Source organism: Pedobacter sp. AC402 (assembly GCF_979252805.1).
Genome location: NZ_CEEDAI010000001.1, coordinates 17,819 through 43,385, shown reverse-complemented (window position 1 = coordinate 43,385; position 25,567 = coordinate 17,819). Strand labels below are relative to the sequence as shown.

The following is a 25,567-nucleotide window of genomic DNA, read 5'->3' as shown; positions in this document are numbered from 1 at the left end:
TCCGCGTTAAAGTTTTGCAAAATAACTAAAAATAAACCCATACTTACAGGCAAAAATGGTACAAGGCAAAGATGTTGTTAAAGCAAGTGGATTGGTATATGTAACTGATACTATGCCTGGGATTTACCGGAAAGGGAAACCGGGAAAATTCCATTACGAAGATAAGAATGGCAATAAAATCACTGATGAAAAACACCTCGACAGAATTAAAGCACTCGTTATTCCGCCTGCATGGCAAAATGTATGGATAGCCAATAAACCCAATGCCTACTTACAGGTTACGGGGATTGATGCTGCGGGCAGAAAGCAGTATAGGTACCATGCAAAATGGACCAGCCGCAGATCGGAAGATAAGTATTTTAGATTGCTTGAATTTGGAAAAGCATTGCCCAATGCACGTAAAAACCTGGAAAAAGACCTCCGCAGAAAAGATTTCGACGAGCGCAAAGTTTTGGCGATCTCGGTAGATGTACTTCAAAAAACGTTAATCCGAGTAGGTAACGAGAGTTACAAGCAGCTTTATGGCTCATTCGGTCTTACAACCCTTCGCGATAAGCACGTTAAAATAGAAGGCAGTAAAATAACGATGGATTTTGTGGGTAAAAAAGGGGTACAGCAAAAGGTGGAACTGAATGATAGATCGCTGGCCAAAATGGTGAAAAAATGCAGGGATATTCCTGGTCAGGAGCTTTTTCAGTTTTACTCAAACGGTAAAGAACATAAAAGCATTGATTCTGGCAAAATAAACGCCTACATTAAAGAAATTACCGGAGATGATTTTACCGCTAAAGATTTTAGAACCTGGGGAGGTACTCTTGAGGCTTTACGCCAATTTTCCAAATGCAGTATAGACGAGCATTTAAGTTTGAATTCGAAAAAAGCTATTGTTTCTGTTTTGGATTGTGTGGCCAAAAAACTGGGAAATACAAGAGCCGTATGTAAAAGTTCATACGTATATCCTTTACTGCTTACCGCTTACGAAAATAATGAGCTTGGTAAATACATGAAAAAAATGAATAACAATAAAGAACTGGGTAAATTAGGTTTAGCACATGATGAAAAAGTTTTATTGTCGTTTTTAAAATCAAATACTAAATAGAAAACCCATTATATTTGTTTTTTTATCCCCCATATGCAAATTAACCTTGACGATAACGCTACTATTTTTTACACCTTAATTGAAGAATCTCCGATGCCAATTGGCCTTTATATCGGAGAAAAGATGGTTATAAAAGTAGCCAACAAGGCAATTCTTAAAGCGTGGGGGCGAGAGCGTGATGTTATAGGGCAAGAACTTGCCATTGCTTTGCCAGAGCTGGAAGGTCAGCCTTTTTTAAAGATTTTGCAAAATGTTCGCCAAACCGGGATTGCTTACGAAACAAAAGAAGACCGCGTACTGCTGATCATTAACGGCATACTCCAAACTTTTTACTTCGATTTTATTTACAAACCTTTAAAAGATGAAGAAGGCAATGTTTGGGGCATTCTTAATAATGCTACAGATGTTACCGAATTGGTAAATGCCAGGTTAAAAGTAAAAGCAAGTGAAGAACTGTTTCGCAAAATGATTTTGGATGCGCCCGTTGCCATTGGAATTTTAAAGGGCGAAAACTTTGTTATTGAGCAGGCAAATGCAGACCTACTAAAATTGTGGGGCAAAACGGAAGAGGTAATCAGTAAAGATTTAATAGATGGTTTGCCCGAACTTAAAGGGCAGCCTTTTCATGATTTGCTTACCAATGTTTACACTACCGGGGTTGCCCACTATGGTTACGAAACCATGGCGAGGATAGAGCGTGAGGGCACCTTACAAGATTGTTATTTCAATTTTGTTTATGATCCTATCCGCGATCAGAACAATACTGTTACCGGAATTATGGTGGTGGCCAATGAAATTACCTCCCTGGTAACTTCGCGGATGGAGATGGCTAAAAGTGAAGCGCGTTTTAGAAATTTATTGCTCGATACACCAATGGCCACAGGTTATTACGAAACCGAAGATATTATTATTTCTTTAGCCAATGATGAAATGCTACAGTTTTGGGGTAAAGATAAAAGTGTACTTGGAAAACCGATGGAAGAAGCTATTCCTGAATTAAAAGGGCAGCCCTTTATCGGTATTTTAAAAGAAGTCTATCGAACCGGTATCCCTTACCACGCTGATCAGCAGGAAGCGCTATTACCCGTGAACGGTAAATTGGAAAAGGTATGGTTTAATTTTACCTACAAACCATTACGAAATGCGGATGGTGAAGTTTACGCCATTTTACATGCCGCAATGGACGTAACCAAACAGGTGCAGCTTCAGCAACAGAAAGATGAGTTTTTAGGTATTGCAAGCCATGAGTTAAAAACACCCGTTACCAGTATTAAAGCCTATACCCAGGTGTTGGAAAAAATGATCAGAAATGAAGGTGATGATAAAAAGGCCGCAATGGTGCACAAAATGGACCTTCAGTTAAACCGCTTAACTGGTTTAATTGGTGATTTGCTTGATGTAACCAAAATTCAATCCGGTAAAATGACCTTTAATCCTACTAAATTCGATTTCGATCAGGCGGTGACAGAGATTGTTGATGAAATGCAGCACATTACTTCCAAACACCGTATTACCGTCGATTTAAAAAGTAATGGTATAGTTTACTATGATCGCGAACGTATTGGTCAGGTAATTACCAACTTGTTATCCAATGCCATTAAATATTCTACAGATGCCAACCAGATTGATGTAAATACCTATACGCAGCATAATGAAGTGATTTTAAGTGTGCGCGATTATGGTATCGGAATTTCCAAAGCACTACAACACCTGGTTTTCGATCAGTTTTATCGCGTAGGCGGTAATCTACAACATACCTACCCGGGCTTAGGCCTTGGATTGTATATTTCTTCAGAAATCATTAAAAACGAAGGTGGCAGAATTTGGGTGGAGAGCGAAGAAGGTAAAGGTTCTACTTTTTCTTTTGCATTGAAAATTTAAGTAGAACCATAAATTATTCTTTTGGTGCTTTTTTTATTGGATGAACAGGTTGCTCTTCCAGTTCTCGCTGCTTAGCAGGATTATTGGTTTTAGGTGCCTTATTTGGCGTACTGTCGTTTTCTTTTCTAACCGTTTTATGGTCAACTGGTTCTCTGCCTTTTGGCACCTCTTCCTGGTAATTGCTTCCAGGTTTATCACTTTTAACTTTCGGACCGCTCATAACTAAAATTATTGAGTTTAAATGATTGAATGGCACAGTGCCTATCAATTATCTATAACAACAAACCTCTTTCCGTTAAGTTTGAAAAGAATTGCCAGCGCAATTTAAGGATTACTTCTTCTGCCATTCAAGCTCTCAAACATTCAACTCTTAATCATAAAGTAAATATTTTTTACGCATGGTTTTGTAAGCGCTTAAGCCAGGTTCCCAGCTTGCCCTGATTTCTTCCTCGCTTTTTCCATCAATCACCTGTTGCCTAAAATCGGCCACACCAACCAATCTCTCAATAGTTCCCATCTCTTTACTCAGTTTGCTGTTAAAGAAATCTTCTTTTCTTGGCGATGCATTATACAATTCAATTAACCAACTGATGTTTACCTGCTTTGATTTTACAAGTATTGAAGTATCGTAATTTCTTAAATCCAGGCCATAACACACCTGATCCTGAAATAATGGGGTTTCCGACATGCCTTTTATGCTTTTTGGCGTAAAACTGAAATCGAATTTACCTTTTAAATAAGGTGCGCCAACCACAGTAAATGGAAACATTGTTCCGCGGCCATGGTTTAAATAAGTGCCCTCAAATAAACAGGTAGAAGGATAAAGCAAAATAGATTGCTGTGTGTTTAAGTTTGGAGAAGGTTTAACAGGCAAAGTATATTCCATGTCGTGGTTATAATTGGCATTTTTGATGATCGTGATTTTACATTTCACTTTATCTTTTAACCAGCCTTCGCCATTCAACATTTGTGCATATTCGCCCACAGTTAAGCCGTGTGCAATTGGAATGGGTTGTACGCCGATACCTGATTTAAATTTAGGATCTAATATTGGGCCATCAATTAAATAGCCGTTCGGATTTGGGCGATCTAATATCAATAAGGTTTTATTGTTTACCGCGCAGGCTTCCATTACGTGCTGCAAAGTATTTATGTACGTGTAAAAGCGTACGCCCACATCCTGAATATCAAAAACCATTATATCAATATCAGCCAAATCCTCCGCCGTAGGGGTACTGTGCTTACCATAAAGCGAAATGGCTTTTATGCCTGTTTTGGTATCTACATCGTCATTAACGGTAACACCTGCGCTTGCATTGCCCCTAAACCCATGTTCAGGGCCAAATATTTTCTGAATTTTTACGCCAAGTTTCAATAGGCTGTCAACCGAAGTTTCTGTGCCGATAACCGAGGTTGGATTTACCACCATGCCAACCCGCTTTCCTTTTAAAATAGAGAGGTATTTTTCGGTTTGTTCGGCACCTGTTTTTAGGGTTGATGGAAGCTTAACACTCCTGATCATCAATTTCCTGTTTTCAGGGCTTTTTTTGCCAAGCACTTCCTCCTCCAGTGGTTTTGGCTGTCCGCAGGCCGATAATGCAATTAAACTGGTTAAAGCAAAGCTGATGTAGTTTTTCATTTTCAGTATTTCTTATCTTTCGGTATTATAACAAAACAATTTACCCAATATTTTGATTGATGCTATGGTACCGGCTCATTATAACTTGATGAGTGATCTTTAAAGTTGGTTATTTATTTTTTAAAATGCCATTTTTTAAAAGGAATTGAGCATTTTTGTTACTTAACAAATAGATTAAATTGAATTTCGAATATTTCATAGCAGGGCGGATAGCCATTAAATCTGAACGTACTTTTTCAAAACTGATTGTTCGCATTGCAATAGCAGGGGTAATGTTGAGTTTGGCTGTTATGATTCTTTCAATCGCCATTATTAAAGGTTTTAAAACAGAAATTCAGGATAAGGTGAGGGGCTATTTGGGCGATGTGCAGATTACCCGCTATGATTTGAATAATTCTTTTGAACATTCGCCTTTTGTGCTTGATGCCGAAACGCAGAAAATGCTTAAAACCAATAGTGATATTGAATATTATTATCCTTTTGCTACAAAACCAGCCATCCTTTCGGCCAATAATGAAATAGAAGGGATTAATTTTAAAGGTGTAGATAAAAATTACAAGTGGGATTACATTAAACAGCACATCATCAGCGGCACAATTATCGATTTTGCAGATAGTACCGCTGCCATGCAGGAACTTTTAATCTCCAATTATACAGCCAACCGGCTAAAGCTCAAAACTGGCGATGATTTTATCATGTATTTTGTTCAGAATCAGTTACGCCCGCGTAAATTTAAAATTGTAGGCATTTATGATATTGGTGTAGAAGATATCGACAAGGGTTTTGTACTGGGCAACCTGAATATAATTAAACGCTTAAATAATTGGAAAGCCAACGAAATTGGCGGCATAGAGATCAGGATTAAAGATTTTAACAGACTTAAACCCATTGCTGATCAAATTTACGAAGGGCTACCGCGTAATTTACGTTCTTATTCTATTGAAGAAAATTTCCCTAATATTTTTACCTGGTTAGGATTACTGGATGTAAATACCAATGTGCTACTAATCTTAATGCTTATTGTTGGCGTAATTAACATGGTAACGGCATTACTCATCATGATTTTAGAGAAAACAAATATGATTGGTATGTTAAAATCTTTTGGGGCTACTAATTGGAGCATCATGAAGATTTTTCTCTACAATGCAGCTTATCTAATTGGTATAGGCCTTTTGCTTGGTAATATATTAGGCTTAGGCCTTGGTTTTTTACAGCAATCAACACATATTTTCAAACTTAACCAGGCCTCTTATTTTCTGGCTTACGCACCAATAGAATTTCATTTTATTGATGTGCTGTTGCTTAATGTGGTTACAGTGGTGGTGTGTTTAACTGTTTTGATCATTCCTTCACTATTAATAAGTAAGGTTTCTCCATTAAAGGCCATCAGGTTTAAATAGCGTGAAGTAAAAAACTTGGGTCATCGAACAGATCAATTTTCGATGCCCAAGCAAACCTAAACCTAAAATCTTGTCAACTCAACCTTTACCGTCTGTGCAGTATTCTCTTGTCGAAAACTAACTTCTATTAATTTGATTACGTAATTCACTCCGTTAATTTTCAATTTGGCTGTAGCACCTATGGTACCGCAATCTCCTTTACATAAAATGATCTCCTGTTCAGTATTACCTGATTTCAGCTTGAAATAGGTTTGCGTAGAACTAGGTCCAATACAAAAAGCACTTAGTGTACAACGGCTATCGTTTATTTTTGTCAATATTAAATTGGCTTCATCAATCTGCTTTGAGGTATTTATTTCAAAAGAATAACCAGTGGTGGTTCCTTCCGTTTTCTTTTTACAACCAAAAGCTAATGCCGAGAGGATAATGAGGGAGAGTATTAAATTTTTCATATATAAGAGTTTAATTTGTTCTTTTTAAAATGTATTCGTATTCCATCGTAGCATAAGATGTAGCCGGAGATAAATCTGTTTTTGTTTTACTTTTTCTTCTGAGCGTTAAATCTACGCCACTGCTTCTGATATCGTATTCGCCATTTAAAATCATGTTCCAATCGAAATCTGCTGTCCAAATGCCTTCATCAGTAAAATAACCCGTTCCATTTTCGAAAGTATAAGTTCCTTTGCCTCCGTAGGGTTTAAGATTCGAATTAGCGTTAGGCATGATGTTAAACCTGCCATCTTTTAAGGTAATTGAAATCGGTCGGGTTTCAGGTACAGATTTTACGCTGTTGGTAATAACTAAAACACCTGTATAATGGCCATCCAATAGCACATCGACTGTTGTTGTTTTTTTACAGCCAAAAGATAGCAGTGCAAGGGCAAATAAAAGAATACAGATTTGGACTTTCATACCCTTTAAACGTGGGCCGAAGTAAAAACGCTACAGTTAAAGTAAAATCCACTGTGTTGCCTCGCCGTGGATAAACTCTGTACGGGGTGCTAAATTGAGGTAAGGATACGTAACTTTAGAAAGGTACAACCCTGTAGGGTGGGCGGGTAATGATAGTTTAGCAGCCTTTAACGTAACCAGCTCACTTTCAAATTCATCAAAACTTAGTTCTCCTTTACCAACCATTAATAATTTGCCCATTATAATGCGGATCATTTTACCTAAAAAGCGGTTGCTCGCAATATGAAACCTGAACCTATCACCTTTTGGATTTACAAATAAAGCAGCTTCCATTACATTACAAATGGTATGTTCGTATTTATCAGGATGGGTGCAAAAAGCCCTGTAATCTTTGTACTTAGGCAAAAGTGCTACAACAGCTTTCATTTTATCAAAATCGAGATTATTAACTTGATAAAATGAACTTTGTGTGCTGAGGAAAGGATCTTTATAAGTATGAACAAAATAGTCGTATTTCCGTTGAACGGCATCGAAGCGGGCATGAGGTTTACCTTCCATTTTTATAATGTCGAACACGGCAATGTTATATGGCAATGCTTTGTTCAGGATATAAAGCAGATCGAAAGTGATTTCTTTTTCTATATCAGCATGAAAGAAAAACTGACTGGCATGCACATGCGCATCGGTGCGCCCGCAACCATTAATAGCAATCGGCGTTTTTAAAATTTTTGAAAGTGTTTGTTCAATAACTTCCTGAACGCTTTTAACCCCTGGCTGTTTTTGCCATCCACTAAAATACTGACCCTGATAGGCGATGTGAAAGAAATACCTCATTTTTCTGCTGCAATTTTACGGAAATTTTAGCAGCTGGAATATTAAATCCTATTTTTGCCTCTTAAATTTTAATCATGGATGTAATAACCTGTCCCTGTGGGAGTGGATTAACCTTTAAGCAATGTTGCCAGCCTTATCATTTAAAAATGAAACCAGCGCCCACGGCAGAGGCTTTAATGCGCTCAAGGTATTCGGCATTTGTGGTGGCCGATGCGGATTATCTTTTCCAAACTACGCATGAAAGTAAAAGGAAAAATCATTCGAAAAACGCATATTTAAACAGCGCAAAAAATACCAGATGGCTTAAACTCGAAATTGTATTTTCGGACTTTGATGTGGTTGAGTTTAAAGCTTTTTACCTGAATAAGAAGTTTGAAACTGAGGTATTGCACGAAAAATCGAATTTCAGACTGGAAGATGGAAAATGGTATTATGTAGATGGTGAATATTACTCATAACAAGAACTCGCTAATATTATCTGGCGTAATTACTTTGGTATCTACATTTTCATAAGCACCTAAAAATGTTTTCGGAAACTTTACAGTAGATTTTGGATTCCACTTAATTTCGTAAGCATTCATTAGCCCGTTTCTTTCTTCAATATAATCTATTTCCTGTTGTGCATGAGTGCGCCAAAAATATTGGTTGCAGTTAATCTGTTTGTATGCAAGAAACTTAACCCTTTCGCTAATTACAAAGTTTTCCCAAAGTGCACCAATGTCCTGTCGTAATACTGCAGGACTGAATTGATTAATTACCGCATTTCTGATTCCATTATCGTAAAAGTATATTTTTCTGCTTTTCTTTAACTCGTTCCTTAAATTACGGCTTAAAGATCCCAATCTGAATACAATAAATGCTTTTTCAAGCAGGTCGATATATTTTTCAGTTGTTTGGTTATCCAATCCTGCCAATTGGCCTAACTCGTTATATGATACCTCATTTCCCACCTGAAAAGCCAGTGCCTGAATTAATCTTTCCATTTTATCGGGTTTTTGTATTTTTTCCCAGATTAAAATATCCTTATAAAGGTAACTATCTGATAATTGCTTCAACCTGATTTCTTCTCCACCCGGATTATTTACAATTTCAGGATAGTAGCCATAAACAAGGCGGTGATTTAACAGTCTTTTTTCAGTTAGTAAGCCATGTTCTTCTACCATTTCTCCAAATGAAAAGGGAAACATATGGTATTCCCATTTTCTTCCAGTAAGCGGTTCATTAATATGGTTGGCAAGTTCAAATGCTGATGAACCTGTGGCGATTACTTTTACATCTTTAAGCTGGTCGATAATTAATTTAATCGATATACCAATATTATCAATCCTTTGTGCCTCATCTATTACCAGTGTTTTTGATTTCCCTAAAAGCGCACGTAATGAAGTAGAGGTGGTATTGGTTAGTATTGTTCTAACATCTGCATCATCTCCATTCCACCACATAATCGGTTTAGCAAATTTTGGCGACAATTGATGAAGCAACGTGCTTTTTCCAACTTGCCTGGGGCCTAAAAGGATGATCGCTTTTTCATCTTTTAGGTGTTTTTCTATCGAATCCGAAATTACTCTTGAAATCATAATCGCAAATTTAATATAAATTTTGCGATTCCATTCGCAAAATTCATATGAATTTTGCAATTTACTCTTTTTAGCTATAATTTCTTGGCTTCATTCCAATATATGTCCATTTCTGCAAGCGTCATATCGGCCAGCGCTTTTCCGTTTTCTTTGGCTTTGGTTTCGAGGTATTGAAAACGTTTAATGAATTTTTTATTGGTTTTTTCAAGGGCATTTTCAGGGTTAATATTAATGAAGCGTGCATAATTGATTAAAGAGAATAAAACATCTCCAAATTCTGATTCTGCTTTTTCTACATCAATAGCGGTATTGTCGGCTACATTAAATTCAGCTTTAAATTCTTGCAGTTCTTCTTCAACTTTTTCCCAAACCTGGTTTTTATCTTCCCAATCGAAACCCACTCCGCGGGCTTTCTCTTGTATCCGGGCGGCCTTAACCAATGCCGGCAATGAAGAAGGCACTCCTGCCAATACTGATTTATTGCCTTCTTTTAATTTAATCTGCTCCCAATTGCGTTTTACATCTTCCTCATTCTGTACCTCAACATCTCCATAAATGTGTGGATGCCGGTTTACCAGTTTGTCACAAACCCCGTTTAAAACATCAGTAATACCAAAGTGATTGGTTTCTGAAGCAATCCGCGAATAGAAAACCAAATGCATCATTACATCGCCAAGTTCCTTTTTAATTTCATCTAAATCACCTTCCAAAATCGCATCACTTAGCTCGTAGGTTTCTTCGATAGTAAGGTGCCGAAGGGTTTCCATTGTTTGTTTTTTATCCCAGGGGCATTGCGTACGTAAGGTATCCAATACAGTAAGTAAACGTGTAAAAGCATCGGCTGGATTATTGGCACTGGCAGGAATCGGGTTGTTGGGCATGTTGTAGATTTAAGCTAAAATTATCTGACGCTAAAGTACCAAACCCAGGCGATTAAGAAAAGCTGAAAAGGAATTCTGAACCATAAATATTTTGGCCCGGGCCCGGGTTTGTACAAATCTTCATAGTTGATGCTGTGTTTGGCTGCGTAAATATTGGTAGGTAAAATGGCGATGAAGAAAACAATCAAGGCTATTCCGGTATAATAACGGGCATTATCGATGGCTAAACCAATCGCAAATAAAATTTCAAGCACCCCTGTAAAAAGTACAATTTCTACCTTTTTAGGAATGAATAAAGGTATCATGGCGGCCATGCTGGTTTTAAACTTAAAATGGCCAATTGCCGTAAAAAGCAACATTACGCCCATGGCAATATTGCCTGCAAAAATATTTCCCTTATCAAATGTAGTATGACCGCCAAAGGCTAATAAGGCAACATATACTATAACTAATACAAATAAAGGTTTCATGACTGAATATCCTATTTTATCAGGTTAAAAGCAATTAATATAGTGGCTACAAATAAGATTACCAAACCAGAAAGAAAAACAAAATCGGCTACTTTTTCTAACCTTTGACTTGCTGTTTTTACTCTTCTCATCGAAACAAAAGATAAAATACAGCTCGTCATAAAAAACATTACTGCAGCCACAGCAAATTCATCAATTAAAGAGCCATCGGTAAGGGCAAGTTTTTTTAAGGAGGTAAGCACAATAAAACAGATGCCTAACAGGTTGGCAGAAGTGCTTAAAATATGTGGCGATCTATTTTCGGCCATTTTTAATCTTTTTCCTCTAATTTAATCTTTTTTGTAATGCGGTAAATGCGTTTCTTTTTGTCGGGTTTATGTTCTTCGCCCATTAAAATGCCCCAGGGTTTCAGGTTATCAACGCGGTCGAAAATTATTTTAAGCATGGCTAGGTACGGAATACATAAAAACATACCCGAAATGCCCCAGATCATTTCGCCAACTACAATGCCAATAAAAGCAAACAAGGCATTAATTTTAACTTTTGAGCCTACTACAAGTGGCATCAGCACATTTCCATCAATTGCATGTACGCCAACAAAAGCAATTAATACCAAAAGTACTTTACCCGCTCCGGCAGTGGCAAAAGTAATTAAACAGCTAACCAGCAAGGCAAAGAATATTCCTAAATAAGGTACAACATTAAAAATACCAGCCACCAAGCCTAGTAAAACAGCATATTTAACGCCGAGTAAACTAAGTACGGTGATCATTAACACGGTAACAATCAGCATTTGTAAGAAAAGACCAATGATGTATTTTTTTATGATGTATTGAATCTGACCAACAATTTCGGTAACCTTTTCTTTATGTTCTTTACTGAAAACGGAGGTCAAAAAAGTAAATAATACCCGTCTGTAATTTAATATGAAGAACGTAAATAATAGAGTAAAGCCCAAAAACAACAAGGTAGAAGATAAGGTAGCTAAAGTTGTGGCTACAATGGCCGCACTTGTGGCCAATGCTTTTTCGGTACTATCATTCAAATAATCCAACTGTTTTTGAGAATTTACGCCAAAGGTATGCGAAATCCATTTTTGCAATTCATGGTATGAAACGTTGGCTTTTTCTTTAAGCAAAGGCCAATCGGCCCATAAATCACTCAATTGGTTACCAAAGAAATATATAATACCCCCAATTATGGCAATCATCAGAATAACTGAAACCAAGGTAGACAGGCCTCTCTTGAATTTTAAACGCCGCTCCAAAAAATTACCCACTGGTAATAATAAAATGGCCATTAAAAAGGAGAAAAGTAAGGGAGCAAGTAACGATTGCCCTAAAATAGCTATGTAGGTTAGGCTTATTAAACAGAAAAGAACCAATGCAAGCTTTGGTAGAAATGATAATTTGTCTTTCATATATTTTAAATCCTGTTTAATACAAAATGCCCGATTAATTGTTTCATTAATCGGGCATTTAAATATAAGGGATTATTTTTAATAGATACTTGCTTTATCTAAAAGAGAAATATCTTCGGGTGTTAGTTTCAGGTTTGCAGCTTCAACAAATGATTTAAGCTGGCTTAAATCGGTAACGCTGGCAATTGGGGCGGTTATTGATGGATGGTAAATTAACCAGGCCAATGCTACTGATGCCTGCGCTACTTGATGCTGTTCAGCAACCTGATCCAATGCATCCAATATTTTGTAACCCCGCTCATTCAAGAATTTTTTTACGCCTCCACCGCGCTGGCTCTTCTTCAGGTCATCTTCGCTGCGGTATTTTCCTGTTAAAAATCCGCTAGCTAACGAATAATAAGTTACCACACCAAGACCATGATCTAAACAGATTTTTTCATGTTCCTGTTCAAAATCAGCTCTATCATAAAGGTTATATCCTGGCTGATAAACTTCGTAACGTGGCAGGTTATGTTCGGTAGAATAAATCAGCGATTCTTTTAACCGGTCAGCAGAGAAGTTTGAAGCACCGATCCAACGTACCTTTCCGGCTTTAATTAATGTTTCGTAAGCACTTAAAGTTTCCTCTACGGGGGTGGTCTCATCATCAAAATGAGAAAAATATAGATCAATATAATCCGTTTGCAGTCGCGTTAAAGAATGTTCTACCTGGTTGATGATGTAATCTTTTTTAAGTGATTTACCCTGCCCCATGTCTGAGCCTACCTTGGTTGCAATAATTACATCGTGGCGTTTATTGTGTTGTTTTAACCAGTTGCCAATAATTGTTTCTGATTCTCCACCTTTATTTCCTGGTACCCAACGCGAGTATACATCGGCTGTATCGATAAAATTGAAGCCGCTTTCTACAAAATGATCCAGTATTTCAAATGATTTTTGCTCATCAATCGTCCAGCCAAAAACGTTTCCTCCAAATACAATGGGCGCAATATTTAAATCGGTTTTTCCTAAAGTTCTTTTTTCCATGATATGAATGTTAATCTAATGCTAACAATTTTTGGAAGTTGTGGTTTTTCCAGAAGATCAAATTTGCATTAAAATGAGATGGGCATGTTTTACCTGGAAAGCAACCTGCTATTTCAATTATCGTCAGTCCTGTTTTACGCTATAGCTCCTTAGAAAAAACGGAGGCTGCCGCTGCACCCAGGTTTAGGTAAATAAATCCTTTGCTGCTATGTGTGTTTTCCGGTAAAATGCCCAAAAACTTAAGCGGTCTCAATCTCTCTAGACTTTATCGCCCTCAGCATTTCCCTTTTTCCAGGTGCTCCAGGTAATTTCTCTATGGTAAAACCACAGGCTTTAACTGCTCTTTTCAGTTTCCCAGTAATGGCATAGGTTACAAAAGTACCTCCAGCTTTTAAGAAACTGCAGGCATGGGCAATTATCTCGTCGCTCCACATTTCTGGTTGATGTTGAACCGAAAAAGCATCGTAATAAATTACATCAAACTTTTTATCATTATGGTATTCGGCAAGTGTTGTATGGGGAATTTCTAACGTACAAAGTGAGGAAGAATTTTTGTTCAGATTTTAGCGCATTAGCATAATTGGTGGTAAATTGAGCCCAAATCTCATCCGGAACATAAGCCGAATAACCGGTTTGTTTCAATTACTTCGCTGGTTAGCGGAAAAGCTTCAATGCTGGTGTAATTAAGGTTAATGTTGTTTGCTTCACAATATTCGAAGCTTAAAATAAAATTAAGTCCGGTACCAAAGCCAATTTCTAAAATGGAAATCTGAGGTTGGTTGGCAGATGCAAATTTCAATCCTGCATCAATAAAAACATGTTTACTTTCTTGCAATGCGCCATGCTTACTGTGGTAATGTTCGCCAATTGTTTCATTGTAAAGTGTATTCGAACCATCAGCAGTAGGGGTTATAATATTCATGCGCTAGGATTTGGATTGATTATTTTAAGATTGCAAATATAGGAATAGGATAGAAAGGATCAGGATAAAAAAGGATCAGGATAAAAAGGATTATAGGATTATAGGATCTAACAGGAATAGGATAAGAAAGATTTTAAGATTTCAGGATAATCTGCTTCATGCTTTGCCTGGCCGAAGAGGCATTGGACTACTGGCTCTCAACTCCGGACATTTTCCCTTTCAGCTTTAAACTTTTGTTATTAGCTTTGGTTTCACCCTAAACCCTAAACCCTAAACCCTAAACCCTAAACCCTAAACCCTAAACCCTAAATATGGATATCGAATCTTTCAGAGAATATTGTTTGAGTTTGCCAGGCACAACCGAGGGCATGAAATGGGAACATCTTTGTTTTATGATAGAGGAGAAAATATACATTATCATTGCGATTGATGAGGGAAATAGCTTTTCTATTAAATGCAATCCTGATGAGTTTGATGAACTTGCTGCAAGAGATGGTATTGCGCAGGCGTATCACATGGCGAAAAGGCAATGGATACAGATTGAAAACTTGGATGTTTTAAACGATAAAGAACTTAAAAGTAGGGTAGCAGAATCTAGAGCGATGGTTCTGGCCAAATTACCAAAGAAAATACAAGCCAAATACATTTAAATTTTACGAGGTTTTTTATACCAGCTTCTTTAAAGCCATAATGTAACCAATATGCATCCCTTCATGAAAGGGAATAAAATTTATGGCATCTTCTATGGAGTTTAGTTTCATGCCATAGCGTTTGTCCCAGGGATCGAAATTTTTGAAAATACCTTGCGTATAATCTTCCATTAAGCGATCTATACTATTTAATAATGCGCTGAAAATAGCATCAATTGCTTCTTTATCAATGAAAGTATCAGGCTTTGTTCCACTTAAAAAAGGGGCAAAATGATTTTCTTCGGAACAGTGATTGCCAAACCCGACCTCACATAACACATATTTTGTTGTGCAGCGGTTAAATGCGCTATATTCCAGATAATGTTGTTGTTAAAACCTGTAGGAATTTTGTTCAATGCCTCAATACTTAAATCTTTCACCAGTTCTAGAATGAAAAGCCTGGTATTTTTAATTTGTGTAATGGTAGCGGTTGTATTCAACATTTAATTGTTTTTACGGGCAATAATCGGTATTACTGCTCAGTTTTGGTTTCTTCCTTTTTACTCTCGTCTTTTTTAATGCCTTTATCAGCATTAAGCTCCTTCGATTTCATAATGTTGAAACGGTACATATCTTCAATGCCCACAAGTTTTCTGGTACATTTTTCAATATCTGTACCTTCCTGCCATAAATACGGTCGGAAACTATAGGTTTTGGTGCCATCTAAATTTCCAATAAACTGGTTCCAGTTATTCCAACGCAGGCCTTTGTAAAATTTAGAGAGATCACTGTCGAAACAAAAAACAAGAAACTCACCATAACCAGCACCCAATGGCTGCCAGGTTAAAGTATTTGGTTCGAGGTAGTACACATTTTTAATGTCTTTCCCTAAACCGCCATAGTTAATAGCGAAAAAGCCACCAACGGCATCATCAGCAATTAAAAGGTAAGGGATATTGTCGCCATACTCTTTAATTGTTTTTCCCTTGTTCCATTCGGCTATATTTCTTGTTAATCTCTCACTTCCCGAGCCTAAAATTCTTATCCATCCGTTATCAATCATAATACCACCGGTATTGTAAATAACAGAGCCAAGTGTGGCATAGGTTGTCATTTGGGCATTGTATAAAACCTCTTTTGCTTTGGCAGAGTCTACAGGTAAAACCTCAACCTTGTTTTTGGCAGAATCAATCCATTTCTTTACCAAAGGCCATGCAGGGTCTGTTTTATTTACTAATGCCTCAAGGCTTATTAATTTATTGTCTTGAGCAAAAACTGTTGCAGAAAATAAGGTTAAAGCGAGGATAAAGATAGTTCTGGATGCACTTTTCATGAAAAGGTGATTATGTTTTTTCAAAGATAGGATGATAATTAAGAATTGCCGAAAGGAGTTGGATATTTTTGATTGTTCAGAAGGAATATTGAGCAAGGGGTAATTGTTGATTCGTGAAAACATGAATCAAGGTCGCATGAATAATCTTACAGATGTTGCCATCTTATGGATTTGTTAGATACCAATTGGAAATTAACTAACCAACTAAAAGGAATTAATCATTGCAGCCAAAATGTATAACGGTATTATCTTACACCAGGAATAAAACAAAACGCCCCGAATAATCCGGAGCGTTTGTAATATAGGGATACTATTGAGTTTAAGCTAGACTGTGAAATGAAAAAGCGTTTAGCCCTTCACCTTCCAAAGCTTTCGCCTCATATTACCACATTCTAATCCTATCTTCAGGTTTTTTATATAATTTATCGCCAGGTTTAACATCAAATGCATTGTACCAGGCATCCATATTTACAGGCGCGCCAATGGTACGGTACGGACCTGGAGAATGCGGATCGGTTTTAATTAACTGTGCCGCGCTTTCTGGTAAAATATTACCTCTCCAAACTTGTGCCCAGGCTAAAAAGAAACGTTGATCTGGAGTAAAACCATCTATCTTTTCGTTACTCTGGCCTTGTTTTGTCATTTTAAAAGCAGTATAGGCTGCATTTAAACCACCTAAATCGCCAATGTTTTCACCCATGGTTAATTTACCAATCACATGAACAGTATCTAGTACGGTATAACCATCAAATTGCTCACCTAATGCCTTGGTTTTAGCATCAAATTTAGCTTTGTCCTCAGCTGTCCACCAGTTTTTTAAATTTCCTGCAGCATCGTACTGACTGCCGCTATCATCAAAACCATGGCTCATTTCATGGCCGATTACCGCACCAATTCCGCCGTAATTTACCGCATCATCTGCATTTGGATCAAAGAAAGGGAATTGTAAAATTCCGGCAGGAAAAACAATTTCGTTTAAAGTTGGGCTGTAATAAGCATTAACTGTTGGTGGCGTCATGCCAAAACGCTTACGGTCAACCGGTTTACCCAATTGATCAACCATTTCATTATATCCCCAAACACTTGCATTACGTAAATTCTGGAAATAAGTACCTTTATTAATTGTTAAACCATCATAGTTTTTCCATTTTTCAGGATAACCAACCTTTGGTGTAAATGCATGTAGTTTAGCCAGTGCTTTTTGTTTGGTTTCAGCACTCATCCATTCTAAACCATTGATTCTGATTTCGAACGCTTTGCGTAAGTTTACAATCATCTGGTTCATGCGTTCTTTTGCTTCAGGCTTAAAGTACTTGGCTACATAAAGCTGGCCAAGCAATTCGCCTATGGTACCATCTGTTAAGGATGACATGCGCTGCCAGCGTGGTGTTTGTACTTTTTGCCCGGTTTGTGCCTGTGTAAAAGCGAAACTTGCCTTAACAAACGGAGAACTTAAGCTTGAGGCAGAGCCTTTTAATATGTTCCATTCTAAATAGGTTTTCCAATCTTCTACAGGAACCGATTTTAGCATTCCATCCAAACTTGCCATAAACTTAGGCGAAGAAACCAGAACGGTATCCTGGTTTTTGATTTTGAATTTAGGCAGATAGGTAGTCCAGTTAATATCAGGAGTCTTTTTGTTCAGTTCGGCAACAGTAAGTTTGTTGTAAGTAGCGTAAGGATCACGCATTTCTAAACGGCTCATTTGCGCCTCTGCAAATTGCTTTTCAATCTTATAAACAGTTGCAGCTTTTTGTTTTGCTTCTTCGGCAGTACTTCCGGTTAGCGTAAATAAAGTAACCATGTAAGTATTGTACGCCTCGCGGATTTTTACGCTGCGGGCATCATCTTTCAGGTAATAATCACGGTCGGGCAGGGTAGTGCCACCTTGACCAATGTTTACCATATATTTATTTACGTTTTTGCGGTCTTGGCCAACACCCAACCCAAACATGCCACCACCAAGGCCGTTGGTGCGCATATACGCTACCTGATCTAAAACGCCCTGAACATTTTTGATTTGCTTAACTTTTTCTAAATCTGATTTTATGGGTGTGTAACCTAGCTTTTCAATTGTTGCGCTGTCCATTGCAGCAGTAAAAAAATCGCCTACTCTGCGTTTTACCGAGCCTGCCGGAGCAGCTTTATCTGCGGCTGCATCTTCTACTAAAGATTTTACTGCGTTAATGTTAAAATCACGCAGTTCGTTAAATGAACCCCAGCGTGTTTCTTTAGCGGGAACAGGATTGTTTTTTACCCAAGAACCACTTGCGTAGGTGTAAAAATCGTCGCCTGGTTTAACGGAAAGATCCATGTTGGCAGGGTCGATAAACTTTTTGGTTTGTGCATTTGCAGAAAAGCCAGCAGCAATAATACCCAGTGCCGCAAAATATCTTTTCAAATTTTGGTATTTCATTCGCTTAATAAGTTAGTATTTGAAGCGAAATTTATGAAATACAAATTAAATACTGAAACAATATACTAATAATATTACTTGTTAAACCAGTAGTAAATTTTTGCTAAACCCAAACGTCTGATAAGTTCGGATGCTGAAAATTGGATTTTAATAGATTTCATAATTTTAAATCTTTTATACACTATTAACATTTTTTAACAAAATTTATTGTGTGCTTGTAAAAATTATTGCTATCAAGAATGATTCAGCATAAAGCATTTTATTTTCCATAAATTTGAAATACTTATCCAAAACCCCACAGGTTATAAAACCCGCAAGGTTTAGCGGTAAATAAAAACTAATGTATTTGTATACAATATATAATGAGCCATACTCACGATAAAGAAGATAGCTGTTGCAGCACCAAAGTACATCCGGCACCAAAAAATAACCATCAACATGATCACGATCACGAAGAAGGTGATGAGCACGACCACGATCATGGAGGCGATCCATCGGCGTTTAAAACTTACTTACCGGCCCTTGTAACCCTGGTTATGTTATTGATCGGAATTGCTTTCGATAATATTTTTAAAGTTCCTGCCTTTCAAACCATAAGGCCTTATTGGTATATTGTAGCTTATCTGCCTGTTGGTATTCCGGTTTTACGCGAGGTTTGGGAGACTTTTAAAGCCAAAGATTTTTTTACCGAATTTTCACTGATGTCAATTGCTACAATAGGGGCTTTTGGTATTGGTCAATACCCTGAAGGTGTAACCGTGATGCTTTTTTATACCATTGGCGAGCTGTTTCAAATGGCAGCGGTAAACAGGGCCAAAAGAAATATTAAAGCTTTGCTTGATGTACGTGCCGATGTAGCGCACGTTTTACGCAATGGAAAATATGAGGATGTTAACCCCGAAAATGTAGCCATTGGCGAAACGATACAAATTAAAGCCGGTGAGAAAATTCCGTTGGATGGAGCATTGATGAGTGATAAAAGCAGTTTTAATACCGCTGCACTTACCGGAGAAAGCAAACCCCGTACAATTAATAAGGGTGAGCCGATTTTAGCTGGTATGCTTAATTTAGATAAAGTAATAGAAGTACAGGTAAGCAAGGCTTTTGCCGATAGTGCACTGTCGCGGATACTCGAAATGGTACAAAATGCCACTACACGTAAAGCTAAAACCGAGCTTTTTATACGCAAGTTTGCTAAAGTATATACGCCAATTGTTTTCTTTTTGGCTTTAGCCCTCGTTACCATTCCGATGTTGGTTTTAGGGAGCGATTATCATTTTCAAACCTGGTTATACCGTTCGCTTGTTTTCCTGGTGATATCCTGTCCTTGTGCATTGGTTATTTCCATCCCACTCGGTTATTTTGGCGGAATTGGTGCTGCATCCTCAAACGGAATTCTTTTTAAAGGTTCTAATTTTCTTGATCTGATTACCAAACTGAATACGGTAGTGATGGACAAAACCGGAACTTTAACAAAAGGCGTTTTTAATGTTCAGAAAGTAGAAAGTGTAATCGATGAAAAGGAGCTTTTGAACTTATTAACTGCTGTAGAAGCAAAATCAACGCATCCCATAGCCAAAGCGATTGTTGCCTATGTTGGTAATCAGGAAATCCATCCGGTAGAAAATATAGCCGAAATTGCAGGGATGGGCTTAAAGGGAGTGGTAAATGGTAAAGAGGTTTTAGCTGGTAATGTAAAACTTTTAGAAAAATTTAATATTGAATTTGATACCCGCATTGCAGCAATTGAAGAAAGTATTGTGGTTGTAGCTGTTGATCAGAAATACGCAGGTTATGTGCTCATTGCCGATGAGATAAAAGAAGATGCTGGCGAAGCCGTTAAACAGCTCCATGAAATTGGAATAAAACAGGTGGTAATGCTGAGTGGAGATAAAACATCGATTGTTAAAAAAGTTGCAACCGGCTTAGGTATTGATGCTTACTATGGTGATTTATTACCAGAGGATAAGGTGGCGAAACTGGAAGAAATTAAAAAGGATACAACCAAAGTAGTTGCCTTTGTTGGCGATGGAATAAACGATACCCCGGTTTTGGCCATTAGCGATATAGGTATTGCGATGGGCGCAATGGGCAGCGATGCCGCAATTGAAACAGCAGATGTTGTAATTCAGACGGATCAGCCTTCTAAAATTGTAACAGCGGTTAAAATTGGTAAGGCAACTAAAAATGTGGTAATCCAGAATATTGTATTGGCATTTGCAGTAAAAGCATTGGTGTTAATTTTGGGTGCAGGCGGTATTGCCACCATGTGGGAAGCCGTTTTTGCCGATGTTGGTGTTGCACTTCTGGCCATTTTAAATGCAGTTAGGATTCAGAAAATGAAGTTTTAATACCTTAAACTATTGCCATTAAGAAGTTAAGGTAATTAAGAATGTACTTAAAACTTAATTTATTAATTGTGAGTGAGGTATGCTAAAAACAAGAAGATAAACAAAGCTAAAAACCTGTCCATTCAGTAACCATTAATCGTAATTAATACCAATTTAAAGCTATACTCAAATCTCATGCTTTCCTATTTCATGGTGCAGCCACCTTTTTAAAAGAAAAGAAAATTTAAACCCATAAGTATGCCATTTGGCTTATGCTCCTTTGGTCTTTCAGCTTAAATAGCTATTTTTGAGCTTTTAATATCATTCATGAGCATATCCACCAAGTACAATCCTGCAGAAACAGAAGATAAATGGTATAGCTATTGGCTATCAAAGAAATTTTTTCACTCCGAACCCGATGAGCGCGAGCCTTACACCATTGTAATTCCGCCGCCCAATGTTACGGGAGTACTGCACATGGGGCACATGCTAAACAATACCATTCAGGATGTGTTAATCCGTAAGGCCCGTATGCAAGGCAAAAATGCTTGCTGGGTACCTGGTACCGATCATGCCTCTATTGCTACCGAAGCAAAAGTAGTGGCAATGTTAAAGGAAAAAGGGATCAATAAAAAAGACCTTTCCCGCGAAGAATTTTTAAAGTATGCCTGGGAGTGGAAAGAGAAATACGGCGGCATTATCTTAGATCAGTTAAAGAAATTGGGTGCAAGTTGCGATTGGGACCGTACCCGTTTCACCATGGAAGAAGATCTTTCCGAAGCGGTTATCGATTCGTTTATCCATTTGTATAAAAAAGGGTGGATTTATCGCGGTATCCGTATGGTTAACTGGGATCCTGCTGGTAAAACAGCTGTTTCTGATGAAGAAGTAATCCGCAAGGAAGTAAACCAGAAACTCTATTACATTAAATACCTGATTTCGGGAACAGAAGATCAGTTTTTAACAATAGCCACCACGCGGCCTGAAACAATTATGGCCGATGCCGCAATCTGTATCAACCCGAACGATGAACGTTTTACGCACTTAAAGGGTAAAAAAGTTTTCGTTCCGCTGGTTAACCACGAAATTCCGGTTATTGAGGATGAATATGTGGATATTGAATTTGGAACAGGCTGTTTAAAAGTTACGCCAGCGCACGATTTAAATGATTATGAACTGGGTGTTAAACACAATTTGCCAGTTACGGATATTTTAAACGATGATGGTACCTTAAATGAACTGGCAGTTATTTTAGTTGGCGAAGACAGGTTTGTTGCCCGTAAAAAAATTGCCAAAATGCTCGAAGAAGCTGGTCATTTAGATAAAGTAGAAGATTATAAATCTCAGGTTGGTTTCTCAGAACGTACCGATGCCGCTATCGAACCTAAACTTTCGATGCAATGGTTTGTGAAAATGAAAGAAATGGCACAGCCTGCTTTGGATGATGTATTAAATGGTGAGGTAAACCTGATTCCGAATAAATTTGAGAATACTTACCGCCATTGGATGGAGAATGTTCGGGATTGGAACATCAGTCGCCAGTTGTGGTGGGGACAGCGAATTCCGGCCTGGTATGATGACAAAGGAAACTGGGTGGTTGCCAAAACTAAAGATGAGGCATTAGAAGAATTCTGGAAGAAAAAACACTTGGATGAAAGCTGCTCAGAGACTGAAAAAGCTGGATTTAAGCATCAGCTAGAGCCTTTTTTAAGGCAGGATGATGATGTAATGGATACCTGGTTCTCATCGTGGTTGTGGCCAATTTCTGTTTTCGATGGTTTTAAAAACCCTGAAAATAAAGACATCAATTATTATTATCCAACCAACGATCTGGTTACTGCACCCGAAATATTATTTTTCTGGGTGGCACGTATGATTATGGCCGGACATGAGTTTATGGGCAAAAAGCCATTTACCAATGTATATTTAACAGGTATTGTGCGCGATAAATTAGGCCGTAAAATGTCTAAATCGTTGGGTAATTCACCTGATCCTATTGGGTTGATCGAGAAATATGGTGCTGATGCAGTACGTGTAGGAATGCTAATGTCATCGCCTGCTGGTAACGATTTAATGTTTGATGAAAGTTACTGTGAACAAGGACGTAATTTCGCCAGTAAAATATGGAATGCTTTCCGTTTGGTAAAAGGATGGGAAGTTGACGAAAACTTAGCGAACCCGAATACCCAGGCCATATCCTGGTTCGAAAACCGCTTTAATGAGGCTTTGGTAGAAATTGAGGCAAACTTTAAGCAATACCGCTTATCAGAAGCATTAATGATCACTTACAAACTCGTTTGGGATGATTTCTGTGCCTGGTATTTAGAAATGGTTAAACCCGCTTACCAACAGCCAATAGATGCTGAGAGTTACAAAGCCACAATAGGATTTTTCGAAAATATAATTAAATTATTGCATCCTAATATGCCTTTCCTTACGGAAGAATTATGGCATGATGATCTGTTTGCCGAACGTGGAGAAATGGATTGCTGTATTGTAGCCGAATTTCCGAAAGGCGGAGCATTTGATGAGAAATTATTAAAAGATGCTGAGGTAATTAAAACTGTTGTTGCCGAAATTAGAAATGTAAGAAATCAAAAACAGATTTCACCAAAGGAAGCATTGCCTTTAAATATTAAGGTAAACTCTGATCTTGATTATGAGAAATGGCTAAACATTGTTTTCAAATTGGCCAATGTATCAGAAGCTGAAATTGTTAATGATAAAATTGTTGGCGCAACTGCTTTTATGGCGGGTAAAGATGAGTTTTTTATTCCTTTAACCGAGAGTATAGATGTAGAAGCAGAACGCGAACGCCTAAATGCCGATTTAGTATATTTACAGGGCTTTTTAAAGTCGGTTGATTCGAAACTGAGCAACGAACGTTTTGTACAAAATGCAAAACCCGAAATTATTGCCAATGAGCGCAATAAAAAAGCCGATGCTGAAGCGAAAATCAAAATTATTGAAGAAAGCCTGGCGGTTTTAGGATAATTGTAAATTATCAGCCGTTGCAACCGTCATACCGCCCCGAATGATAGGGGCAGGATAGCAAGTCTTATTATAAAGCCTTTCAGATTATTTTTCTGAAAGGCTTTTTCGTTATTTTAAGGAAAAGGAATAAATTATTTCAAACGTTTTCCTTATCGCGATAGAAATGCATTATCCGTTTAAAAAGGGTTTCTTGGCCATTTATTTTAGGTTACTGCAATAGTTAGCCATTATTTTAATTTAAGGTTTCAAAAATATTACTTGCAAAAACTTAAGGTTTGTTTTTATTAACCATATTTTAGATTTTGTTAAAACGGTTTACCAAACCGTTAACTATTTAAGTGATAATCTAACCTAATATCCTCGAATGGAAAATTCCAGAAGAAAATTCATTAAACAATCTGCAATATTTGCTGCGGCAACCTATGCGGGTACAATGGGCATGAGTGCCAAAAGTTATGGGCGCATTATTGGTGCAAACGATAGGGTTCGTGTAGGTGTTGTTGGATTTTCTGATCGTTTTAAAGACACGCTTTTACCTTGTTTCCTGAACCACAACAAGGAGCTGAATTTTGATATTGTTGGCCTTTCTGATTTGTGGAACTACCGCAGAGATTTGGGAATTGCCCATTTAAAAGCAAAATTTGGTCACGATATTAAAGCCTGCCGCAACAATGATGAGCTTTATGCCACTAAAGATCTTGATGCGGTAATTATCAGTACCGCCGATTTTCAGCACGCCTTACATACCATCGAGGCTGTAAAAGCCAGTTGTGATGCTTATGTGGAAAAACCTTTTGCCGAAACTATGGACGATGCCAAAGCAGCATTTAAGGCAGTTAAAGCAAGCAAACAAATTGTACAAATTGGCTCGCAAAGAAGGAGTGGAGAAAATTATACCAATGCGGCAAAATTTATTCAGGATGGTAAATTCGGACCGATAACCGCCGTAGATTTAGTTTGGAATGTAAACCAACCCGGCCGGTGGCGCAGACCGGATTTGGTAGCGAAACTCAAAGAAGAAGATATCGATTGGAAACGCTTTTTGCTCAATAGGCCCAATGAAGCTTTTGATCCAAGAAAATATTTAGAATACAGGTTGTTCTGGCCTTATTCATCAGGCATGCCAGGCCAGTGGATGTCGCACCAGATTGATACTGTACATTGGTTTACCAATTTAAAACACCCACGGAGTGTAGTAGCAAACGGAGGTATTTACACCTGGAAAGATGGTCGCAGAAACTGGGATTCGATGGTTGCCGTGTTTGATTACGGTCAGCCCGATACCACAGATGGTTTTCAGGTTACCTTTACCTCCCGGATGCAAAACAGTGTTGGCGATGTAGGTGAGGTATATTATTCAAACGGTGGTGAGTTAAATTTAATTACCAATAAAGTCTCACCAAAAGGTGGGTTAAGGCAACAAGAAGCAGCAGCGATGGGTTTAAAAGCCAATCTTTTACCTGAATTTGATTTAAGTAAAACCGAAGTTAAGGCCGCTACAGGTGCAAATATGGGGGGCGATGCATTAACCTCCGGCCACATGCGCAACTGGATGGAATGTGTACGCAGCCGTAAAACACCAAATGCACCGGTAGAAGCAGGTTATTCGCATTCTATTGCCAATATCATGACAAATGCCGCAGTAAGAACCGGAGCAAAAGCAGTTTTTGATGAAGGCAAGCAAGAAGTAATTGCAAACGGAAAAGTATTTAAATATTAATCAATATATCGTCGGTAGGAGGTAAAGTAATCGATCCCGCAAGAAAGATTGCTTCGACATTCTTCCTCGCAATGACGGAAAGAA

The 25,567-nt window shown here is 37.9% G+C and carries 25 protein-coding genes; 8 read left to right on the top strand and 17 right to left on the bottom strand.

The window, feature by feature from the left end; genetic code table 11:
• Nucleotides 1-55: 55 nt before the first annotated feature.
• Together AC0IWE_RS00200 and AC0IWE_RS00195 are read left to right on the top strand one after the other, a co-directional pair.
• Nucleotides 56-1,099 (top strand): DNA topoisomerase IB, encoded by a 1,044-nt coding sequence (locus tag AC0IWE_RS00200; protein WP_471791462.1) that lies wholly within the window; start codon nucleotides 56-58, stop codon nucleotides 1,097-1,099.
• Between the two features lie 33 nt (nucleotides 1,100-1,132).
• Complete coding sequence (locus AC0IWE_RS00195; protein ID WP_471791461.1) at nucleotides 1,133-2,980, top strand: PAS domain-containing sensor histidine kinase; 1,848 nt, start codon at nucleotides 1,133-1,135, stop codon at nucleotides 2,978-2,980.
• Nucleotides 2,981-2,993: 13 nt separating this feature from the next.
• Here AC0IWE_RS00195 and AC0IWE_RS00190 read toward each other — a convergent pair whose 3' ends face one another.
• Nucleotides 2,994-3,200 (bottom strand): hypothetical protein, encoded by a 207-nt coding sequence (locus AC0IWE_RS00190; protein ID WP_471791460.1) that lies wholly within the window; start codon nucleotides 3,198-3,200, stop codon nucleotides 2,994-2,996.
• Nucleotides 3,201-3,350: 150 nt separating this feature from the next.
• Entirely contained in the window at nucleotides 3,351-4,619 is a 1,269-nt protein-coding gene (locus AC0IWE_RS00185) for an exo-beta-N-acetylmuramidase NamZ family protein (protein WP_471791459.1), read from the bottom strand.
• Nucleotides 4,620-4,798: 179 nt separating this feature from the next.
• Between AC0IWE_RS00185 and AC0IWE_RS00180 the strand changes: the two genes are divergently transcribed.
• Nucleotides 4,799-6,019 (top strand): ABC transporter permease, encoded by a 1,221-nt coding sequence (locus AC0IWE_RS00180; RefSeq protein WP_471791458.1) that lies wholly within the window; start codon nucleotides 4,799-4,801, stop codon nucleotides 6,017-6,019.
• Nucleotides 6,020-6,081: 62 nt separating this feature from the next.
• Here the strand turns inward: AC0IWE_RS00180 and AC0IWE_RS00175 are convergent, their stop codons facing one another.
• Genes AC0IWE_RS00175 through AC0IWE_RS00165 form a run of 3 tightly spaced genes read right to left on the bottom strand, consistent with a single transcriptional unit; the run spans nucleotide 6,082 to nucleotide 7,765 of the window.
• A complete protein-coding gene (locus AC0IWE_RS00175; protein WP_471791457.1) occupies nucleotides 6,082-6,471 on the bottom strand; it encodes a hypothetical protein in 390 nt (129 codons plus the stop codon).
• 10 nt (nucleotides 6,472-6,481) lie between these two features.
• Nucleotides 6,482-6,931 (bottom strand): hypothetical protein, encoded by a 450-nt coding sequence (locus AC0IWE_RS00170; RefSeq protein ID WP_471791456.1) that lies wholly within the window; start codon nucleotides 6,929-6,931, stop codon nucleotides 6,482-6,484.
• 36 nt (nucleotides 6,932-6,967) lie between these two features.
• Nucleotides 6,968-7,765 (bottom strand): tRNA pseudouridine synthase A, encoded by a 798-nt coding sequence (locus AC0IWE_RS00165; RefSeq protein WP_471791455.1) that lies wholly within the window; start codon nucleotides 7,763-7,765, stop codon nucleotides 6,968-6,970.
• Nucleotides 7,766-7,839: 74 nt separating this feature from the next.
• Here AC0IWE_RS00165 and AC0IWE_RS00160 point away from each other — a divergent pair, with 74 nt between their 5' ends.
• Entirely contained in the window at nucleotides 7,840-8,223 is a 384-nt protein-coding gene (locus AC0IWE_RS00160; RefSeq protein WP_055906341.1) for a YchJ family protein, read from the top strand.
• On the opposite strand, the gene AC0IWE_RS00155 is transcribed toward AC0IWE_RS00160, so the two are convergent.
• The 8 genes from AC0IWE_RS00155 to AC0IWE_RS00120 all read right to left on the bottom strand — a co-directional run bounded on the left by AC0IWE_RS00155 (nucleotide 8,218) and on the right by AC0IWE_RS00120 (nucleotide 14,061).
• A complete protein-coding gene (locus AC0IWE_RS00155) occupies nucleotides 8,218-9,342 on the bottom strand; it encodes an ATP-binding protein (protein ID WP_471791454.1) in 1,125 nt (374 codons plus the stop codon). The genes AC0IWE_RS00160 and AC0IWE_RS00155 overlap by 6 nt on opposite strands.
• Nucleotides 9,343-9,416: 74 nt before the next feature.
• A complete protein-coding gene (gene mazG, locus AC0IWE_RS00150; protein ID WP_471791453.1) occupies nucleotides 9,417-10,223 on the bottom strand; it encodes a nucleoside triphosphate pyrophosphohydrolase in 807 nt (268 codons plus the stop codon).
• A 20-nt stretch (nucleotides 10,224-10,243) separates the two neighbouring features.
• Nucleotides 10,244-10,693, bottom strand: a complete 450-nt coding sequence (locus AC0IWE_RS00145) for a DoxX family protein (RefSeq protein ID WP_471791452.1) — start codon at nucleotides 10,691-10,693, stop codon at nucleotides 10,244-10,246.
• An 11-nt stretch (nucleotides 10,694-10,704) separates the two neighbouring features.
• A complete protein-coding gene (locus AC0IWE_RS00140; protein ID WP_055906331.1) occupies nucleotides 10,705-11,001 on the bottom strand; it encodes a hypothetical protein in 297 nt (98 codons plus the stop codon).
• 2 nt (nucleotides 11,002-11,003) lie between these two features.
• On the bottom strand, nucleotides 11,004-12,113 hold the full coding sequence (locus tag AC0IWE_RS00135) for an AI-2E family transporter (RefSeq protein ID WP_471791451.1): 1,110 nt from the start codon (nucleotides 12,111-12,113) through the stop codon (nucleotides 11,004-11,006).
• Nucleotides 12,114-12,191: 78 nt separating this feature from the next.
• Complete coding sequence (locus AC0IWE_RS00130; protein ID WP_471791450.1) at nucleotides 12,192-13,139, bottom strand: aldo/keto reductase; 948 nt, start codon at nucleotides 13,137-13,139, stop codon at nucleotides 12,192-12,194.
• Between the two features lie 239 nt (nucleotides 13,140-13,378).
• Nucleotides 13,379-13,573, bottom strand: coding sequence for an MnmC family methyltransferase (locus tag AC0IWE_RS00125; RefSeq protein ID WP_471791449.1), 195 nt, complete (start codon nucleotides 13,571-13,573; stop codon nucleotides 13,379-13,381).
• Between the two features lie 170 nt (nucleotides 13,574-13,743).
• Nucleotides 13,744-14,061 (bottom strand): hypothetical protein, encoded by a 318-nt coding sequence (locus AC0IWE_RS00120; RefSeq protein WP_471791448.1) that lies wholly within the window; start codon nucleotides 14,059-14,061, stop codon nucleotides 13,744-13,746.
• A gap of 311 nt (nucleotides 14,062-14,372) precedes the next feature.
• Here AC0IWE_RS00120 and AC0IWE_RS00115 point away from each other — a divergent pair, with 311 nt between their 5' ends.
• Nucleotides 14,373-14,711: an MmcQ/YjbR family DNA-binding protein gene (locus AC0IWE_RS00115; RefSeq protein ID WP_471791447.1), complete on the top strand. Its 339-nt coding sequence runs from the start codon at nucleotides 14,373-14,375 to the stop codon at nucleotides 14,709-14,711.
• A 15-nt stretch (nucleotides 14,712-14,726) separates the two neighbouring features.
• Here AC0IWE_RS00115 and AC0IWE_RS00110 read toward each other — a convergent pair whose 3' ends face one another.
• From AC0IWE_RS00110 to AC0IWE_RS00095, 4 genes are all read right to left on the bottom strand, one after another.
• Nucleotides 14,727-14,882, bottom strand: coding sequence for a hypothetical protein (locus AC0IWE_RS00110; protein ID WP_471791446.1), 156 nt, complete (start codon nucleotides 14,880-14,882; stop codon nucleotides 14,727-14,729).
• Nucleotides 14,883-14,965: 83 nt separating this feature from the next.
• Nucleotides 14,966-15,193: a DinB family protein gene (locus AC0IWE_RS00105; protein ID WP_471791445.1), complete on the bottom strand. Its 228-nt coding sequence runs from the start codon at nucleotides 15,191-15,193 to the stop codon at nucleotides 14,966-14,968.
• A gap of 29 nt (nucleotides 15,194-15,222) precedes the next feature.
• Nucleotides 15,223-16,023: a DUF2625 domain-containing protein gene (locus AC0IWE_RS00100; RefSeq protein WP_471791444.1), complete on the bottom strand. Its 801-nt coding sequence runs from the start codon at nucleotides 16,021-16,023 to the stop codon at nucleotides 15,223-15,225.
• Nucleotides 16,024-16,405: 382 nt separating this feature from the next.
• Nucleotides 16,406-18,439: a M13 family metallopeptidase gene (locus AC0IWE_RS00095; protein ID WP_471791443.1), complete on the bottom strand. Its 2,034-nt coding sequence runs from the start codon at nucleotides 18,437-18,439 to the stop codon at nucleotides 16,406-16,408.
• A 362-nt stretch (nucleotides 18,440-18,801) separates the two neighbouring features.
• On the opposite strand from AC0IWE_RS00095, the gene AC0IWE_RS00090 reads away from it, so the two are divergent.
• The 3 genes from AC0IWE_RS00090 to AC0IWE_RS00080 all read left to right on the top strand — a co-directional run bounded on the left by AC0IWE_RS00090 (nucleotide 18,802) and on the right by AC0IWE_RS00080 (nucleotide 25,483).
• Nucleotides 18,802-20,790: a heavy metal translocating P-type ATPase gene (locus AC0IWE_RS00090; RefSeq protein ID WP_471791442.1), complete on the top strand. Its 1,989-nt coding sequence runs from the start codon at nucleotides 18,802-18,804 to the stop codon at nucleotides 20,788-20,790.
• 306 nt (nucleotides 20,791-21,096) lie between these two features.
• Complete coding sequence (locus AC0IWE_RS00085) at nucleotides 21,097-23,763, top strand: valine--tRNA ligase (protein ID WP_471791441.1); 2,667 nt, start codon at nucleotides 21,097-21,099, stop codon at nucleotides 23,761-23,763.
• Between the two features lie 364 nt (nucleotides 23,764-24,127).
• Nucleotides 24,128-25,483, top strand: coding sequence for a Gfo/Idh/MocA family protein (locus AC0IWE_RS00080; protein ID WP_471791440.1), 1,356 nt, complete (start codon nucleotides 24,128-24,130; stop codon nucleotides 25,481-25,483).
• The last annotated feature ends 84 nt before the right edge of the window (nucleotides 25,484-25,567 follow it).

Excerpts from the sequence above, each read along its gene's own strand:
- AC0IWE_RS00200 (WP_471791462.1), top strand. The coding sequence starts at position 56 with ATGGTACAAGGCAAAGATGTTGTTAAAGCAAGTGGATTGGTATATGTA.
- AC0IWE_RS00195 (WP_471791461.1), top strand. The coding sequence starts at position 1,133 with ATGCAAATTAACCTTGACGATAACGCTACTATTTTTTACACCTTAATT.
- AC0IWE_RS00190 (WP_471791460.1), bottom strand. The coding sequence starts at position 3,200 with ATGAGCGGTCCGAAAGTTAAAAGTGATAAACCTGGAAGCAATTACCAG.
- AC0IWE_RS00185 (WP_471791459.1), bottom strand. The coding sequence starts at position 4,619 with ATGAAAAACTACATCAGCTTTGCTTTAACCAGTTTAATTGCATTATCG.
- AC0IWE_RS00175 (WP_471791457.1), bottom strand. The coding sequence starts at position 6,471 with ATGAAAAATTTAATACTCTCCCTCATTATCCTCTCGGCATTAGCTTTT.
- AC0IWE_RS00170 (WP_471791456.1), bottom strand. The coding sequence starts at position 6,931 with ATGAAAGTCCAAATCTGTATTCTTTTATTTGCCCTTGCACTGCTATCT.
- AC0IWE_RS00165 (WP_471791455.1), bottom strand. The coding sequence starts at position 7,765 with ATGAGGTATTTCTTTCACATCGCCTATCAGGGTCAGTATTTTAGTGGA.
- AC0IWE_RS00160 (WP_055906341.1), top strand. The coding sequence starts at position 7,840 with ATGGATGTAATAACCTGTCCCTGTGGGAGTGGATTAACCTTTAAGCAA.
- AC0IWE_RS00155 (WP_471791454.1), bottom strand. The coding sequence starts at position 9,342 with ATGATTTCAAGAGTAATTTCGGATTCGATAGAAAAACACCTAAAAGAT.
- mazG (WP_471791453.1), bottom strand. The coding sequence starts at position 10,223 with ATGCCCAACAACCCGATTCCTGCCAGTGCCAATAATCCAGCCGATGCT.
- AC0IWE_RS00145 (WP_471791452.1), bottom strand. The coding sequence starts at position 10,693 with ATGAAACCTTTATTTGTATTAGTTATAGTATATGTTGCCTTATTAGCC.
- AC0IWE_RS00140 (WP_055906331.1), bottom strand. The coding sequence starts at position 11,001 with ATGGCCGAAAATAGATCGCCACATATTTTAAGCACTTCTGCCAACCTG.
- AC0IWE_RS00135 (WP_471791451.1), bottom strand. The coding sequence starts at position 12,113 with ATGAAAGACAAATTATCATTTCTACCAAAGCTTGCATTGGTTCTTTTC.
- AC0IWE_RS00130 (WP_471791450.1), bottom strand. The coding sequence starts at position 13,139 with ATGGAAAAAAGAACTTTAGGAAAAACCGATTTAAATATTGCGCCCATT.
- AC0IWE_RS00125 (WP_471791449.1), bottom strand. The coding sequence starts at position 13,573 with ATGTGGAGCGACGAGATAATTGCCCATGCCTGCAGTTTCTTAAAAGCT.
- AC0IWE_RS00120 (WP_471791448.1), bottom strand. The coding sequence starts at position 14,061 with ATGAATATTATAACCCCTACTGCTGATGGTTCGAATACACTTTACAAT.
- AC0IWE_RS00115 (WP_471791447.1), top strand. The coding sequence starts at position 14,373 with ATGGATATCGAATCTTTCAGAGAATATTGTTTGAGTTTGCCAGGCACA.
- AC0IWE_RS00110 (WP_471791446.1), bottom strand. The coding sequence starts at position 14,882 with ATGGAAGATTATACGCAAGGTATTTTCAAAAATTTCGATCCCTGGGAC.
- AC0IWE_RS00105 (WP_471791445.1), bottom strand. The coding sequence starts at position 15,193 with ATGTTGAATACAACCGCTACCATTACACAAATTAAAAATACCAGGCTT.
- AC0IWE_RS00100 (WP_471791444.1), bottom strand. The coding sequence starts at position 16,023 with ATGAAAAGTGCATCCAGAACTATCTTTATCCTCGCTTTAACCTTATTT.
- AC0IWE_RS00095 (WP_471791443.1), bottom strand. The coding sequence starts at position 18,439 with ATGAAATACCAAAATTTGAAAAGATATTTTGCGGCACTGGGTATTATT.
- AC0IWE_RS00090 (WP_471791442.1), top strand. The coding sequence starts at position 18,802 with ATGAGCCATACTCACGATAAAGAAGATAGCTGTTGCAGCACCAAAGTA.
- AC0IWE_RS00085 (WP_471791441.1), top strand. The coding sequence starts at position 21,097 with ATGAGCATATCCACCAAGTACAATCCTGCAGAAACAGAAGATAAATGG.
- AC0IWE_RS00080 (WP_471791440.1), top strand. The coding sequence starts at position 24,128 with ATGGAAAATTCCAGAAGAAAATTCATTAAACAATCTGCAATATTTGCT.